Consider the following 14,988-nt stretch of genomic DNA (forward strand, 5'->3'; position numbering starts at 1 on the left):
TTTACTCAGCGGTAACTTCGGCCTGCGCCCCTCGGCGCGCACATCCTGCGAAGCCAATTCACATCGTCGCAGATGAATTGATCTCGAAAGGGGCCGGCATGTCGGAGCAGATCGATCAGGTCGAGACCGATCAACCGCGGAGCGGCGTACGCTGGCGCCGGTTCGCCGTCACGTTCGGCGCCGTGGCGGCCGGCGCGGCCGGCATGGTGGTGCTGACCGCGCAGGGTGTGCTCGGCGCGCAGTTCGCCATCTCGGGCATGCCGTTCACGGTCACCGCCGACAAACTGGAGGGCACCGGGTTCGAGCAGTTCGCCACGCTCGACCAGATGATCCCGGACAGCCCCAACCAGGGCGACACCGGCGGCCAGGTGCTCGTGATCGTCTCGGCGATCGACAAGGCCGAGCTGACCAATCTCTGCCAGAGCATCAACCTGGGCGGGACCAACCTGCGGATCACCGCCGGCAATTCCGGCAAGCCCGTCTCCGCCCGCACGCTCGTGGTCGACGGCGACGAGATCGCCGGTAACGCCTCCTTCAAGAACATCGACGTCGGGCAGGACGCCAGCACCGTCGACAAGGTCCCCGGGGTCAAGGGCAACCCGGGCGTGTTCGCCCAGCAGGCCGACACCGTGACCATCACCAACCTGCGGCAGAACAACTACGCCACCACCGCCGCCGTCTTCACGCTGCCCAACCTGCGCATGGGCTTCAGCTCCGAAGGGTGCTGAGGTGAGCGCGGGACAGCACTCGGCGCCCGCCGCCGGCGTCCGGACACGCTGGCGGCGCTGGCGCCGGGCGCGGCCGTTCACCGCCGGGCTGCTCATTGCGCTCGGCGGCGCGGAGATGCTCGTGACACTGCGGGCGCCGCTCGGGGTGCTGCTGCACGTCGGGCCGCAGGGACTGGCCGCGTACCTGGTCCCCCTGATCCTGGTGATCTGCGGCGTGCTGCTGATCACCACGCCGCAGCAACGCGTCTTCTACGCGGTGGTCTCCCTGGTGCTGGGGCTGGTCTCCTGGCTCACCTCGAACCTGGGCGGGTTCCTGATCGGCATGCTGCTCGCGCTCGTCGGCGGGGCGCTCGCGTTCGCCTGGACGCCGGTCAAGCGGCGGGCTCCCCGCGCCGGCCCGGCCGCGACACCCGCCGACGCGACACCCGCCGAGGCGACGTCCGCCGACACGACGCTCGCTGGTGCGACGTCGGCCGGCACGGCGCCCGGGCCGCGCGAGCCGGTGGACGGCTCGGCGCCCACCGAGTCGCTCGACGCGCTCCTGTCGGCCGAGCCGGGACCGCCCCGGCACACGCGGGCGGAGCGCGGCTGACTCAGCGGGCGGTGTCCGCCACCGCCTGCGCGAACACCTCGGAGCGGTGCTCGAAGTTGCGGAACCGGCCGTAGCTCGGCGCCGCCGGGGACAGCAGCACCACCCCGCCGGCCGGGGTCAGCTTGCGGGACAGCCCGACGGCGGCGACCAGGTCGTCGGCCAGCTCGGTACGCACCGACGGCAGTCCGGACAGCGCCTCCACGATGCGGGGGCCGCTGTCCGGCACGCCGATCACGGTGATCTCCCGATCGGCCAGGTGCGCGCGCAGCGGGCTGTAGTCCAGCCCCCGGTCGGCGCCGCCGACGATCACCGTCAACGGCCGTCCCTCGTACGCGTCGATCGCGTGCATGGCCGCGTACGGGCTGGTGGCGAGCGTGTCGTCGACGAACGTGAGCCCGGACGGGTCGGCGATCTCGGTGAGCCGGTGCGCCAGGCCCTGGAACTCGGCGACCGCCACGGCGAGGCTGTCCTTGCGCGCCACCAGGTCGACGCCGAGCGCGTCAAGCACGGCGAGCGCGACGCAGAGGTTGCCCTCGTTGTGCCGCCCGACCAGCGGCAGCACGGCGCGCGGGAACAGCGGCGTGTCCCGCAGGTGGAACCACCGGGTGCCGTCCGGCCCGCTGGCGACGTGCGTGGTGTCCGGCGAGCCGGCGCGTACCGCCGCCCGGTCGCCCAGCTCCGCCGCCAGCCGCGGGTCGGCGCCGTTTACTACGACGGCGTGCGGGCCGTGCGCGATCAGGTTCAGCTTGTCCCGGTAGTACTCCCGCTCGCCGCCGTGCGCGTCCAGGTGCTCCGGGAACAGCGCGGTCACCACCGCCACGCGCGGCGAGTCGGTCAGGTCGGAGCACTGGTAGCTGGACAGCTCCAGCACGTACAGCTCCGCCTCGGGCAGGTCCAGCAGCGGCACCCCGATGTTGCCGCCGAACACGTTCGGCCGGTCCATCGCGGTGAGCAGGTGACTGATCAGGCTGGACGTGGTGCTCTTGCCCTTGCTGCCGGTCACCCCGACGGTCCGGTCCGCGTGGTCGGCCATCCACAGCGCGCTGCCCTGCGTGACCGGCACGGACCGGCGGCGCAGCTCCACCATCCACGGGTGGGTGTTCGGCACACCCGGCGAGCGGACCACCACGTCGGCGGCGGCCAGGCGCTCGAAGCCCTCCTCGCCGGTGACGAGCGGCGCGGCGGCGGCCAGCGGGCCGTCCCAGGGCAGCGTGAGGAAGTTGGCGCTGTCGTCGACGACGACCAGGCCGGCCGGCCCGTGCGCGGCGATCGCGGTCACCGCGGCCCGGCCCTCGCGGCCGGCGCCCCAGACGGCGACATGACGTCCGCGCAGATCAGACAGGCGCACGGGCTCTCCTCGGACTCGGTCGACGGCGGGCAGGGTCCGGCCCAGCCGGACACGGACGGACGAACCAGGGCCTAGTATGGCGTGTGCCCAACGAGCAGCTGCGGCGGATGGACGCCTTCACCTTCCCGTCCTACTCGATCGACTTCGCCACCGGCGAGGTCCTGTTCGACTACGCCCTGACCGGTCCCGACGGCGAGCAGCGGTTCACCGAGGTGATCACGCTTCCGCTGCCGGCCGAGCCGGTCGCCGACGCCACAGCTGCCACCCTGTCCCGGGTGCTGGAGCTGCTGCACGTGGTCGCCGGTGTCAGCTACTACAAGGCCGCCGCGCCGCCCCGGCTGGTGCTGCCCGCGCCGCTGGGCGCCGCCGCCGTCGAGCTGGTCACCGCCGTCTACACCAAGGGCCTCGCCGAGTACGCGTACCGCAACGAGCTGCCGCACGTGCTGGAACTGCGTCCCGAGGTGCCGTCCGGCACCGTGGACCCGGCGGTGCCGGTGGACAACTCCGACCGTCGTCCGCTGTCGGCTGTCGGCGGCGGCAAGGACTCCATCGTCACGCTGGAGGCGCTGCGACGCGCCGGCCTCGACCCGGTGCCGTTCTCGGTCAACCCGAACCACGTGATCGTGTCGGTGAACGAGGCGTCGGACCTGGTGCCGCTGGCCGCCCGGCGGCGGCTCGACCCGGTGCTGTTCGAGCTGAACGCCGCAGGTGCGCGCAACGGGCACATCCCGGTCACCGCGATCAACTCGCTGATCGCCGTGGCCACCGCCGTCCTGCACGGCCTCGGCCCGGTGGTGATGTCGAACGAGCGCTCCGCGTCCGATCCGAACCTGATCTGGAACGGTCACGAGATCAACCACCAGTGGTCGAAGGGCGTGGAGGCCGAGGGGCTGCTGCGCGCGGCGCTGGCCGAGCACGCGGGGCTCACCGAGCCGTACTTCTCGCTGCTGCGCTCCCTGTCCGAGCTGCACATCGCCCGGCTGTTCGCCGAGATCGACCGGTACGACGCGGTGGTGACCAGCTGCAACGCCGCGTTCAAGCTGCGCGACGCGAGCGAGCGCTGGTGCCGCGACTGCCCGAAGTGCCGGTTCGTGTTCCTGGCCATGGCGCCGTTCATGCCCCGCGAGCGGCTGACCGGCATCTTCGGCGGTGACCTGCTGGCCGACGAGTCCCAGATCCCCGGCTACCGGGAGCTGCTCGGCATCGACGGGCACAAGCCGTTCGAGTGCGTGGGCGAGGTGGAGGAGTCGGTGGTCGCGCTGAGCCTGCTCGCCCAGCAGGACCAGTGGCGCGACGTGCCTGTGGTACGCGCCCTGGTCGCGGCCCTGCCCGACACCGCCTGGCAGGCGGCGGCCACCTCCGACGTGTTCACCCCCGGCGGCGACAACTACGTCCCCGCCCCGTACGCCAAAACCCTGACCGCCCTGACCTGACCCACCCCGCCCCCCCCCGCCCCGCCCCGCCGATCATGAACTTGACGGTGCGAATTCCGGCGAATCACCGGCTCAACCTCATGATCACCGCCCGCACCCTATCGATCTTGGAGTTGTGGCCCCTCTGATAACGGTGCATAGCCGGCATTCCGGGCGCCACAACTCCAAGATCGGCACGGGACAGCCCGGGAGGGCGGAGGGGCGGGAGGGGCGGGAGGAGGGCGGGACGGGCGGGGTGTGGGCCGGGCCGCGGTCAGGGGGTGCGGATGGCGTCGAGGGCCAGCAGGGCCACGTGCAGGGACAGGCACCTGTCGACCGAGTCGAGGTCGGCGTCGAGGATGCGGCCGATACGGGCCAGCCGCTCGTAGAACGCCGGCCGGGACAGGTGCGCGGCGGCGGCGCCGGCCGACTTGTTCCGTCCCTGCTCCAGGTACGCCCGCAGCGTGCCGAGCAACTGCTCCCGCGGGTGCTGGGCGTCGTAGGCGAGCAGCGGCCCGAGTTCGCGCTCGACGAACGTCTGCAACCGGGGCTCGTCGCGCAGCAGGTGCAGCAGCCCGGCCAGCCCGACGTGCGGCAGCCGGTAGCAGGGCAGATCCCGGGGATCCCGCCGGGCCGCCTCGGCGACCTGCCGCGCCTCGATCAACGACCGGCGTGCCTCGCGCAGACTGCTCACACCGGACCCGGCCGCCACCACGATCGCGGCTCGGGGCGGCGCGTCGACCGGCCGCGCGCTCGCCGACGCGACGGCCCGTCCGGCGGGCCGGTCAGGCGACTCCGACGGGCGGGACGCCGGGCGGGCGGCGGGGGCGGCGTCGAGGCGTACCCGGCGCAACGCCGCGGCGAACGCGGACAGTGCCTTCTCCTCGGCGGCGGGGTCGGGGAGCGCCAGCAGCGCACCCACGGCCTGGTCGTCGAGCGGGCTGGTCAGCGCGGTGAGCTTGGCGTCCCGGACGGCCTGGCTGACCGCTTCGGCGAGGTCACGCAACCGGGCCGGGCCGGCTTCCGGGTCCTCGGCGTCGGTGTCGCGGCGCGCGCCCCGGCGGGCGGCGGGCTCGTCGTCGGGGGTGCCCGTGTCGCCGGCCGGCTCGTCGGCGCGGTGGCGGACCACGACGCCGACCAGGTGGCGGCGGTCCAGGACGACGCCGAGCGCCTTGGCGCGTAGCGCCACCTCGTCCACCGGGCGGGTGTGGTCGATCAGGGCGGTCAGCAGCGTACGGTGGATCTGCCGTTCCAGGCCCTCGGCGTCGCGCCGGATCAGCCGGCCCAGGGCCAGCGTGGAGGCGGCCCGTTCGATCAGGATGGTCAGCCGGGTCGGCGGGGTGGACTCGGTGGCCGGCCAGCGCAGCAGCAGCCGTCCCCAGTCCTGTCCCCGCGCGCCGACTGTGGTGACGAGCCAGCCGCTGTCCGGGTCGTACGCGGTGCGCCCGGGCGGGCGGATCTGCCGCGAGTGCCGTTCCCAGCCGTCCAGCAGCAGTTGGGCGTTCTCCCCCGCCGGGTCGTACGCGAGCACCTGCCGGGACAGGTTCTCCAGCACCATCGGGCAGCCGGCCAGTTCGGCGGCCTGCCGCAGCACCTCGGCCGGTTCGGCGCCCTCCACTGACAGTTCGGTGAACCGCTGGTGGATCTCCTCGGTGGCGCGCAGCTCGGTGAGCTGGGCGTCGACGATCAGCGCGTGCACCGCCTCGGTGATGCGGACGAACGGGGTGCCCCGGCGCAGCTCGATCAGGGGCAGTCCGCGTCGTTCGGCGGCGGCGGCCATCACGCGTGGGACTCCGCTGACGTAGCGGCGGCCCAGTTCGACCACCAGCCCGGAGACGCCGACGTCGGCCAGGGCGCCGATGAACTCGCGGAGCCCCGCGTCGTCGCCCGGCAGGCCGATCCCGGTGGTGAGGACCAGTTCGCCGCCGCCGAGCAGGGTGGCGATGTCGGGTACCTCGGCGATGTGCACCCAGCGCACCGACCGGTCCAGTCCGGCGTTCCCCGCGACCAGGCGCGGCGCGCCGTGGCGCACGGGCACCAGCTCCAGCACCTCACGCACGGTAGGGAACACGGGCGACACGCTACCCTGCGTCACCACCGTTGCCGAGAGCCACACCGCCCGCCGGCCCGCCGGGAAGGCGGGGACCGGCGGGCGGGCGGACGGAACGAGCCGCGGTGATCAGTCGACGCCGAACTCCATCGCGGCGCGGTCGAGCGCCTCGTCCTCGGCGGTGGGTACGCCCCGGGACGCGATGGCCTCCGCGCCGCCCTGCGGCATGGCGCCGATCAGCCCGGTCGAGGCCGCCTGGGCGGCGCCGACGACCCGCTGCGGGTTGCCGCCGCCGACCATGCCGACGGAGGCGTACTGCTCCAGCTTGGCGCGGGAGTCGGCGATGTCGAGGTTGCGCATGGTGAGCTGGCCGATCCGGTCGGCCGGGCCGAACGCCGAGTCCTGGGTGCGCTCCATCGACAGCTTGTCCGGGTGGTAGCTGAACGCCGGGCCGGTGGTGTCGAGGATCGAGTAGTCCTCGCCCCGGCGCAGCCGCAGCGTGACCTCGCCGGTGACCGCCGTGCCGACCCAGCGCTGCAGCGACTCGCGCAGCATCAGCGCCTGCGGGTCGAGCCAGCGGCCCTCGTACATGAGGCGGCCGAGGCGGCGGCCCTCGTTGTGGTAGTTCGCGAGCGTGTCCTCGTTGTGGATGGCGTTGACGAGCCGCTCGTAGGCGGCGTGCAGCAGCGCCATGCCGGGGGCCTCGTAGATGCCCCGGCTCTTGGCCTCGATGATCCGGTTCTCGATCTGGTCGGACATGCCCAGGCCGTGCCGGCCGCCGATGGCGTTGGCCTCCAGCACCAGGTCGACGGCGCTGCCGAACTCCTTGCCGTTGATCGTCACCGGGCGGCCCTGGTCGAAGCCGATGGTGACGTCCTCGGTGGGGATCTCCACGGACGGGTCCCAGAACTTCACGCCCATGATCGGCTCGACGGTCTCGATGCCGGTGTCCAGGTGTTCGAGCGTCTTGGCCTCGTGGGTGGCGCCCCAGATGTTGGCGTCGGTGGAGTACGCCTTCTCGGTGCTGTCCCGGTAGGGCAGGCCGCGCTCCAGCAGCCACTCCGACATCTCGGTGCGGCCGCCCAGCTCGGTGACGAAGTCGGTGTCCAGCCACGGCTTGTAGATCCGCAGCTGCGGGTTGGCCAGCAGGCCGTACCGGTAGAACCGCTCGATGTCGTTGCCCTTGAACGTCGAGCCGTCGCCCCAGATCTGCACGTCGTCGGCGATCATCGCGCGCACGAGCAGCGTGCCGGTCACGGCGCGGCCCAGCGGCGTGGTGTTGAAGTAGGCCCGCCCGCCGGAGCGGATGTGGAAGGCGCCGCAGGTCAGCGCCGCCAGCCCTTCCTCGACCAGGGCGGCGCGGCAGTCGACGAGGCGGGCGACCTCGGCGCCGTAGCTGAGCGCGCGGCCGGGCACCGAGGCGATGTCGGGCTCGTCGTACTGGCCGATGTCAGCGGTGTAGGCGCACGGGACGGCGCCCTTGTCGCGCATCCACGCGACGGCTACCGAGGTGTCGAGGCCGCCGGAGAAGGCGATGCCGACACGTTCGCCGATGGGCAGGGAGGTGAGAACCTTGGACACAAGGAAGATTATGCACGCTGTCGCATGGTCATGCAAGCCGGTCGTCAGAGCCCGTCGTCAGATCGGGTCCTCACGCCCCAGCTCCCAGAACGCCACCGCCGCGGCGGCGGCGACGTTCAGCGAGTCCACGCCGCGCCGCATCGGGATCACCACCCGCACGTCGCTGGCCGCCTGCGCCGCCGCGGTCAGCCCCGGCCCCTCCGCCCCGAGCAGCAACGCCGCCCGCTCCCGCTGCGCCGGGGTCAGCCGCTGCATCGGTACGGCATCCGGCGCTGGCGTCATCGCGAGCACCGTGAACCCGGCCGCCCGGACCTGGTCCAGCCCGTCGGGCCAGCGATCGAGCTTGGCGTACGGCACCGCGAACACCTCGCCCATGCTCACCCGTACGCTGCGCCGGTACAGCGGGTCGGCGCAGGTGGGCGACAGCAGCACCGCGTCGACGCCGAGCGCGGCGGCACCACGGAAGATCGCGCCCAGGTTCGTGTGGTTGTTGACGTCCTCCAGGATCACCACCCGCCGGGCGGCGGCGAGCACCTCGTCGGCGGAGCGCAGCGGCTTGCGGTGGAACGACGCGAGCACGCCCCGGTGCACGTGGAAGCCGGTGGCGCGCTGGAGCACGTCCGGCGTGGCCGCGTACACCGGCGCGTCACCGGTGTCCAGGTCGGCGAGCTGGTCCACCCGCTTGGCGTCGACCAGGTACGACCGGGCCGGGTAGCCGGCCCGCAGCGCCCGCCGCAGCACCAGCTCCCCCTCGGCGATGAACAACCCGTGCGGCGGTTCCCAGCGGGTACGCAGCTCCACGTCGGTGAGCGCGCGGTAGTCGGCGATCCGGTCGTCGTCGGGGTCGGTGATCTCGTGGACGGGCACCAGGCGATTCTGCCCGGCCCGCCCGGCCGCTCCGGCGCGGGCCGGGTTTCCGGCGTCCCGGGCGGGGAAGCAATCCGGGAGGCCGACGGTGACGGAGGGACCACGATGGGCGCGGATCACGACGGCAACCTCCCCCGCGACGCCACAGTCGCCGACTACCTGGTGGCCCGGCTCGCCGAGTGGGGCGTGCACCGCTACTACGGCTACCCGGGCGACGGGATCAACGGCATGACCTCGGCGTTGCAGCGCGCCGAGGGGCGGGCCCGGTTCATCCAGGTCCGGCACGAGGAGACAGCCGGGTTCGCGGCCGGCGCGCACGTCAAGTACGGCGGCGGCCCGCTCGGCTGCGTGGTGGTGACAAGCGGTCCGGGCGCGATCCACGCCCTCAACGGCCTCTACGACGCCAAGCTCGACCACCAGCCGGTGGTGGCGCTGCTCGGGCACACCGCGCTGCCCACCGAGGGCGGCGGCTACTACCAGGAGGTGGACCTGCTCGCGCTCTACAAGGACGTGGCCTCGGCCTTCCTGGCCCAGCTCGACGACCCGTCCCAGGCCCGGCACCTGGTCGACCGCGCCTGCCGCACGGCGCTCGCCCGGCGTACCGTGACCGCCCTGGTTCTCCCCTCCGACGTGCAGGACCTGCCCGCGGTGCCGCACCCGCCGCACGCCCACGGCTACTACCACACCAGCGCGGTGCCGAGCAGCGAGCCGACGGTGCCGCCGGAGGCCGACGTGCGCCGCGCCGCCGAGGTGCTGCGCGGCGGCGAGCGGGTGGCGATGCTGGTCGGGCAGGGCGCGCTGGGCGCCGAGGACGAGGTACGCCGGATCGCCGACCGCCTCGGCGCCGGGGTCGCCACCGCGCTGCTCGGCTTCACCGCCGTCGACCACCGGCAGCCCTGGGTGACCGGCGCGATCGGCCTGCTCGGCAGCCGCCCGAGCTGGCAGCTCATGCGCGAGTGCGACCGGCTGCTGATCGTCGGCAGCCAGATGCCCTACTCGGAGTTCTATCCCCCGGAGGGCCGGGCTCGGGCGGTGCAGATCGACATCGACGGCACCCGGATGGGGCTGCGCTACCCGACCGAGGTGAACCTGACCGGCGACGCCGGGCCGACGCTGCGCGCCCTGCTCGAGGAACTGGGCCCGGGGCCGGGCCCGACCGCCTGGCGGGCCACCCTCGCCGACGCCACCGGCAAGTGGCGGGCCTCGCAACGCGAGGTCGCCGCCCAGCCCGCCGACCCGGTCAACCCGCAGTCGCTGTTCGCCACGCTCGACGACGCGCTACCCGAGGACGCCATGCTCGCCGTGGACTGCGGCACCGCCACCGCCTGGTACGCCCGGCACGTGCGGGTCCGCCCCGGCATGCTGGCCAGCCTCTCCGGCACGCTGCTCTCCATGGGCGGCGGGATGCCGTACGCGCTGGCGGCGAAGTTCGCCCACCCGGACCGCCCGGTGATCGCGCTCCTCGGCGACGGCGCGATGCAGATGAACGGCGTCAACGAGCTGATCACGGTGGCGAAGTACTGGCGGGAGTGGTCCGACCCCCGGTTCGTCGTGCTGGTGCTCAACAACCGGGACCTCGCGTTCGTCAGCTGGGAGCAGCGCTCCAGCGAGGGCACGCCGATGTTCCCGGACAGCCAGGACCTGCCGGACGTGGCGTACCACAGGTGGGCCGAGGTGCTGGGCCTCGGCGGTGAGCTGGTCGACTCCCCCGCCCGGGTGGACGGCCTGTGGCAGCGGGTGCTCGACGCGGACCGCCCGGTGGTGGTCAACGCGGTGGTGGACCCGGCCGAGCTGATGCTGCCGCCGCACTTCACCGCCGAGCAGGCCCGCAAGACCGCCGCCGCGGTGCTGCGCGGGGACAGCGACCGGGCCGGCATCGTGCGGCGCGGCGTACCGGCCGCGCTCGCCACGTACCGGCCCCGCCGCCGGGGCCGCTGAGGCGTCAGGCCCGCGCGTAGCGCAGCAGCACCGACCGTCCGTCGAAGGAACGCGTCTCGACCAGCCGCAGGCCCTGCCGGGCCAGGCCGGGCAGCACCTGCCGTCCGCCGCCGAGCACCACCGGGTGCACGATCACCTCGTAGGCGTCGACGAGCCCGAGCGCGGCCAGCGCCGTCGCCGCCCCGGTGCCGCCGGTGACCAGCAGGTCGCCGGGGAACCGCTCGCGGACCTCGGCGAACTCCTTCGCCAGGTCGCCGCCGCCGACCACCACGGCGCCGTGGCCCGCCTCGGCGAGCGTCCGCGAGACCACGACCTTCGGGGTACGCCGCCAGACCGGCGCAAACGCCAGGTCGTGCGGGTGGTCGGAGATCGACTCGACCTGCGGCCAGTAGGAGGACATCATCTCCCACACCCGCCGCCCGTAGACGAAGGCGTCGGCCCGCTCGGCCAGCCCGATCGAGTACGCGGACAGCTCCTCCCCCATCTCCGGCCAGTCGAACTCGCCGTTCGGGCCCTCGATGAAGCCGTCGACCGACGTGTGCACCCCGTAGATGACGTTGCCCATGATGTGTTCCTCCGCGTCGCGGCGCGTCCCGGCCGGGCGCGCTCACCGGTGGGTCGGAGCCGCCGGACCGGATCCGACACGTCACGTGCATGGTTGTCCGGGTGCGTTAGCGTCCGGGGCTGTGGGCCGTCCCGTGATGATCGCATTGATCGGTGTCGACGGCTCCGGAAAGACGACCCAGGCCAGGGCGCTCGCGGCGCGGCTGCGCGAGCGGGGTGTGCGGGCGCGGTACTTCGAGAACGCCGGTGGGCGGCCGCTGTGGAACCGGCTGGCGCGGGCGCTCGGCCGGCCGGACGGGGTGGCGCTGTTCGGTCGTACCGTCTATCCGGCCCTGGAGGCGACGGTGCGCGCGGCGGCGATGGCCCGGACCGTCGCGGTGGCCCGCCTGACCGGACGGGTGGCCGTGCTGGACCGGTGGACCTGGTGCCAGGACGTGATCATGGCGGCCCGGGGCGACCGGGGGCGGCGCGTGGTGCGCGCCGTCTACGCGGTCTTCCCGCGCCCGGCGGTGGTGTGCTTCCTGGGCACCTCGCCCGAGGTGGCGCAGCGGCGGGTGGCCGCGCGGGGCATCGACACCGAGGAACTGGCGCACCTGCGCGCGCTGGACGGCGCGTACCGGGCGCTGCCGGAGTTCGGCTCGTTCGTCACGCTCGACGGCGACGGCACCCCGGACGAGGTGGCCGCCGCCCTCGACGCGGCGGTGCGTGCGGCCCGGCGGTGAGAGGGGCCGTTACCCCCGCTCGCGCAGCCAGCGCAGCACGTCGGAGGGCAGCTCGCTCTCCTGGCGCTGCTCGCGGCGGTCCGGCTCGGTCCGCCGGGGCGGCTGCGGGCGCTGCGGGTCGCCGACCAGCGCCCGGCTCGGCGCGGTGAAGTCGGCCACCGGCTTGCCGGTGAGCGCCGTCTTGATGGTCCGGGCCACCGCGTCGATCACCTTCGCCTGCACGGCGGAGCCGACCAGGTCGGTGACGTCGTCCGGGTTGGCGGCGATGCCGGCGACCGCGACCTGCGGGGTGTAGCCGACGAACGTCTCGGTGGCGTTGCGCTCCGAGCTGCCGGTCTTGCCGGCCACCGGGCGGCCGACGATCGAGTCGACGGCGGTGGCGGTGCCGCCGTTGCACTGGTCGAACGCGGACTGCTGGCCGACCGGGCAGCGGGCCGCGTCGGTGGCGGCGCGGGCCACGTCCGGTTCGAGCACCCGCTTGCAGGACGGCTGCGCCACGTCGACGGTGTCGCCGTCGGGCGCGGTCACCGACACCACCGGCAGCGGCGTGCAGTACGTGCCCTCGGCGGCCACCGTGGCGTACGCGTTCGCCAGGTCCAGCGGGGTGGTGGCGGCGACGCCGAGCGTGAACGCGCCCCAGTTGGCGGCGTTGTCGCGGGCGAACGCGGCGTCGGAGTCGGCCCGGAAGGTGATGCCGAGACGCTGGGCCATCTCCACCACCTTGTCCTCGCCGACCTGCTCGGCGAGCCAGACGAAGTACGTGTTGACGGACCGGCCGAAGCCGTCCCACATCATCCGGTAGCCGTCCATCCACTGCGGGTTGGCGTTGGCCGGGCACCACGTGCCGTCGCAGTTGCCCTCGTCGTCCGAGGCGTACCGGGTGGGCAGCCTGCTGGGGGCGTCGAAGCCGGTGGACAGCGGCTTGCCGGCCTCCAGCGCGGCCAGCATGGTGAACATCTTGAACGTCGAGCCGGCCTGGTAGCCGTCGACGCTGGCACCGCCGGAGATCAGCGGGTTGACCGTGTTCGGGTGGTTGGCCTGCCCGTCCGGGTTGGCGTCGAGGCTGTAGTGCCGGTTCACCGCCATGGCGAGGACCCGGCCGGTGCCGGGCTCGACCGCCGCGATCGGCAGCGCGCGCTTGTTGCCGTACCCGTAGACCTTGGTGGCCTGCTCCTGCGCGGTCTGCTGGATCTTCGGGTCGAGCGTGGTGACGACCCGGTAGCCGCCGCGGCGCAGCGCCTGCTCGCGCTCCTCGGGGGTGCTGCCGAAGGCCGGCTGGGTGAGCCACCAGCGGCGCAGGTAGTCGCAGAAGAAGCCCCAGTCGTCGTGCCCCTGGGCGGTGGCGGTGCAGCCGTTGGGCTGGGCCGTCGGGCGCAGCGTCAGCGGCTCGGCCTTCGCCGCCGCGGCCTGCTGCGCGGTGATCGCGCCGGTCTCGGCCATCGCGTCGAGCACGTACCCCCGGCGGGTCAGCGCCTGGTCCTTGTCGCCGTCGATCGGGCTGTACGCGTCGGGCGACTGGACCAGGCCGGCGAGCAGCGACGCCTCGCCCAGCGTCAGGTCGGCCGGGGCCTTGCCGAAGTAGCGCTGGCTCGCGGCGGCGACGCCGTACGCGCCGGAACCGAAGTAGGCGATGTTGAGGTAGCGGTTGAGGATCTCGTCCTTGGACAGCGACTGCTCCAGCGCGTTCGCGTACCGGATCTCCTGGAGCTTGCGCCCGACGGTCTGCTCGGTGGCGGCCTGCCGCTCCTCCGGGGTGCGGTTCGGGTCGGTCTTGAGCACGTTGCGGACGTACTGCATGGTCAGCGTGGAGCCGCCCTGCTCGGTGCCGCCGCCCTTGACGTTCGCGACCAGCGCGCGGGCGATGCCGCGCAGGTCAGCGCCGCCGTGCGAGTAGAACCGCCGGTCCTCGGCCGCGATGATCGCCTGCCGCATCACCGGGGCGATCTCGGCCAGCGGCACGTCGGTGCGGTTCACGTCGTAGAACGTGGTGATCAGCGTCTTGCCGTCGTTGGCGTAGAGGTAGGAGCGCTGCGGCTGCACGGGGGTGCGCAGCGCGTCGGGCAGCTCCGCGTACGCGCCGAGCGCGGCCCGGGCGGCGAACCCGCCGAGCAGGCCGCCGGGAAGCGCGGCGAGCGCGAGGACGAGCCCGGCGAGCAGGCCGGCCAGCAGCACGGTGAACAGCCGCGACAGCGGCGACCTGGGAGACGGCATGGACTCCAGGATTGCCACGAAAGCCGCCTACCGGCCACCTCGCCAGGCAACTGTCAGTTACTTCACGGCGACCGCCCAGCTGAAAAAACGGTCAGCCCGCCCCGAGTGGGCCTTTCGGTGACGTCGGCGGCACCGGTGCGGCGGCGACGCTCGCCGCGGCGGCGTCCCGGGCGATGGTCTCGGGCACCAGGCGGCCGCTGCGGTAGCCGATGCCGATGCCGGCGACCAGCACGAAGATCGCGCCGAACGTCTGGAGCGAGCCGATCAGCGCACCACCCAGGCCGAGCAGCGGGGCGGAGATCATCAGCATCGTCCCGTCGCCGTAGGAGAACATCCCGGACCGGGCGACCGACCAGCCGGTGAGGAACCAGCCCACGCTGTAGAGGGTGGCGCCGAACAGCACGATGCCGCGCGCGGTCACGCCGAACACCGGTGTCTGCTCGGCCAGCCCGGCGAACGGCAGCATCAGCACCATCCCGCCGATGCTCGCGAGCAGCCCGGCCAGTGCGACGCGGCGGCAGCGGGTGGCGGCGAGCAGGCCGGTGAGCGCCAGCAGGGCGAGCAGCCCCAGCCACACCGAGGCGACCCAGCCGACCAGGTAGAGCGGCCGGCCGTCGGCCGGGTACGGGTCGTTGCCGACGCCGCCGTCGCTGGCCATCGCCACCAGGCCGTAGAGGACCGCGTACGCCGGGAGCAGCCAGACCGCCGCGCGGGCGAACCGGCGGATCGACCAGGCCCAGGTCGCGTCGGTGGCCGGCGCTCCCGGGCCGGGTTCGGAGACGAACGGCAGGACCCCGAAACCCCCTCCGGTACGCCGGGAGCCGATCGGTCCGGCGGGGTCGTGCGCGCCGGGGACCTGGGTACGGGAGAACAGCCGGTTCGCCGGGTCCTTCATGCCTCACCTCGTTCGCGCCGCGGATGGCCCGGGACGCGCAACGGCGCTCCGGCCCTGCTCACCACCCGTCCTGAAACCGA

The 14,988-nt window shown here is 73.6% G+C and carries 12 protein-coding genes; 5 read left to right on the top strand and 7 right to left on the bottom strand.

Annotated features, from left to right (window positions below; translation table 11 throughout):
• The first annotated feature begins 98 nt into the window (after positions 1-98).
• Both OC439_RS17440 and OC439_RS17445 read left to right on the top strand, forming a co-directional pair.
• Positions 99-728 (top strand): DUF6230 family protein, encoded by a 630-nt coding sequence (locus OC439_RS17440; protein WP_135241096.1) that lies wholly within the window; start codon positions 99-101, stop codon positions 726-728.
• A gap of 1 nt (position 729) precedes the next feature.
• A complete protein-coding gene (locus OC439_RS17445; RefSeq protein WP_262014349.1) occupies positions 730-1,320 on the top strand; it encodes a DUF6114 domain-containing protein in 591 nt (196 codons plus the stop codon).
• Position 1,321: 1 nt separating this feature from the next.
• Here the strand turns inward: OC439_RS17445 and murD are convergent, their stop codons facing one another.
• A complete protein-coding gene (murD, locus tag OC439_RS17450) occupies positions 1,322-2,668 on the bottom strand; it encodes a UDP-N-acetylmuramoyl-L-alanine--D-glutamate ligase (RefSeq protein WP_262014350.1) in 1,347 nt (448 codons plus the stop codon).
• Between the two features lie 83 nt (positions 2,669-2,751).
• On the opposite strand from murD, the gene OC439_RS17455 reads away from it, so the two are divergent.
• Positions 2,752-4,101 (top strand): hypothetical protein, encoded by a 1,350-nt coding sequence (locus OC439_RS17455; RefSeq protein WP_262014351.1) that lies wholly within the window; start codon positions 2,752-2,754, stop codon positions 4,099-4,101.
• Positions 4,102-4,354: 253 nt separating this feature from the next.
• Here OC439_RS17455 and OC439_RS17460 read toward each other — a convergent pair whose 3' ends face one another.
• The 3 genes from OC439_RS17460 to OC439_RS17470 form a co-directional block, all read right to left on the bottom strand.
• Complete coding sequence (locus OC439_RS17460; protein WP_262014352.1) at positions 4,355-6,160, bottom strand: PucR family transcriptional regulator; 1,806 nt, start codon at positions 6,158-6,160, stop codon at positions 4,355-4,357.
• A gap of 99 nt (positions 6,161-6,259) precedes the next feature.
• The gene (gene argG, locus OC439_RS17465) at positions 6,260-7,711 is read right to left on the bottom strand and encodes an argininosuccinate synthase (RefSeq protein WP_030504283.1); all 1,452 of its coding nucleotides are present in this window, start codon (positions 7,709-7,711) and stop codon (positions 6,260-6,262) included.
• Between the two features lie 57 nt (positions 7,712-7,768).
• Entirely contained in the window at positions 7,769-8,581 is an 813-nt protein-coding gene (locus OC439_RS17470; RefSeq protein WP_262014428.1) for a TrmH family RNA methyltransferase, read from the bottom strand.
• Between the two features lie 102 nt (positions 8,582-8,683).
• On the opposite strand from OC439_RS17470, the gene OC439_RS17475 reads away from it, so the two are divergent.
• Positions 8,684-10,516 (top strand): thiamine pyrophosphate-requiring protein, encoded by a 1,833-nt coding sequence (locus OC439_RS17475; protein WP_262014353.1) that lies wholly within the window; start codon positions 8,684-8,686, stop codon positions 10,514-10,516.
• A 4-nt stretch (positions 10,517-10,520) separates the two neighbouring features.
• Here the strand turns inward: OC439_RS17475 and OC439_RS17480 are convergent, their stop codons facing one another.
• Positions 10,521-11,081: a dihydrofolate reductase family protein gene (locus tag OC439_RS17480; protein ID WP_262014354.1), complete on the bottom strand. Its 561-nt coding sequence runs from the start codon at positions 11,079-11,081 to the stop codon at positions 10,521-10,523.
• A 121-nt stretch (positions 11,082-11,202) separates the two neighbouring features.
• Between OC439_RS17480 and OC439_RS17485 the strand changes: the two genes are divergently transcribed.
• On the top strand, positions 11,203-11,802 hold the full coding sequence (locus OC439_RS17485; RefSeq protein ID WP_262014355.1) for a thymidylate kinase: 600 nt from the start codon (positions 11,203-11,205) through the stop codon (positions 11,800-11,802).
• A gap of 9 nt (positions 11,803-11,811) precedes the next feature.
• Here the strand turns inward: OC439_RS17485 and OC439_RS17490 are convergent, their stop codons facing one another.
• Positions 11,812-14,013: a transglycosylase domain-containing protein gene (locus OC439_RS17490; RefSeq protein WP_262014356.1), complete on the bottom strand. Its 2,202-nt coding sequence runs from the start codon at positions 14,011-14,013 to the stop codon at positions 11,812-11,814.
• Between the two features lie 91 nt (positions 14,014-14,104).
• Positions 14,105-14,908, bottom strand: a complete 804-nt coding sequence (locus OC439_RS17495) for a hypothetical protein (protein WP_262014357.1) — start codon at positions 14,906-14,908, stop codon at positions 14,105-14,107.
• Positions 14,909-14,988 lie beyond the last annotated feature (80 nt).

Origin of the sequence: Micromonospora sp. Mcm103, assembly GCF_024519755.1 — a bacterium.
In the GTDB taxonomy this organism is placed as follows: Bacteria; Actinomycetota; Actinomycetes; order Mycobacteriales; family Micromonosporaceae; genus Micromonospora; species Micromonospora aurantiaca.

Excerpts from the sequence above, each read along its gene's own strand:
- OC439_RS17440 (WP_135241096.1), top strand. The coding sequence starts at position 99 with ATGTCGGAGCAGATCGATCAGGTCGAGACCGATCAACCGCGGAGCGGC.
- OC439_RS17475 (WP_262014353.1), top strand. The coding sequence starts at position 8,684 with ATGGGCGCGGATCACGACGGCAACCTCCCCCGCGACGCCACAGTCGCC.
- OC439_RS17480 (WP_262014354.1), bottom strand. The coding sequence starts at position 11,081 with ATGGGCAACGTCATCTACGGGGTGCACACGTCGGTCGACGGCTTCATC.
- OC439_RS17490 (WP_262014356.1), bottom strand. The coding sequence starts at position 14,013 with ATGCCGTCTCCCAGGTCGCCGCTGTCGCGGCTGTTCACCGTGCTGCTG.
- OC439_RS17495 (WP_262014357.1), bottom strand. The coding sequence starts at position 14,908 with ATGAAGGACCCGGCGAACCGGCTGTTCTCCCGTACCCAGGTCCCCGGC.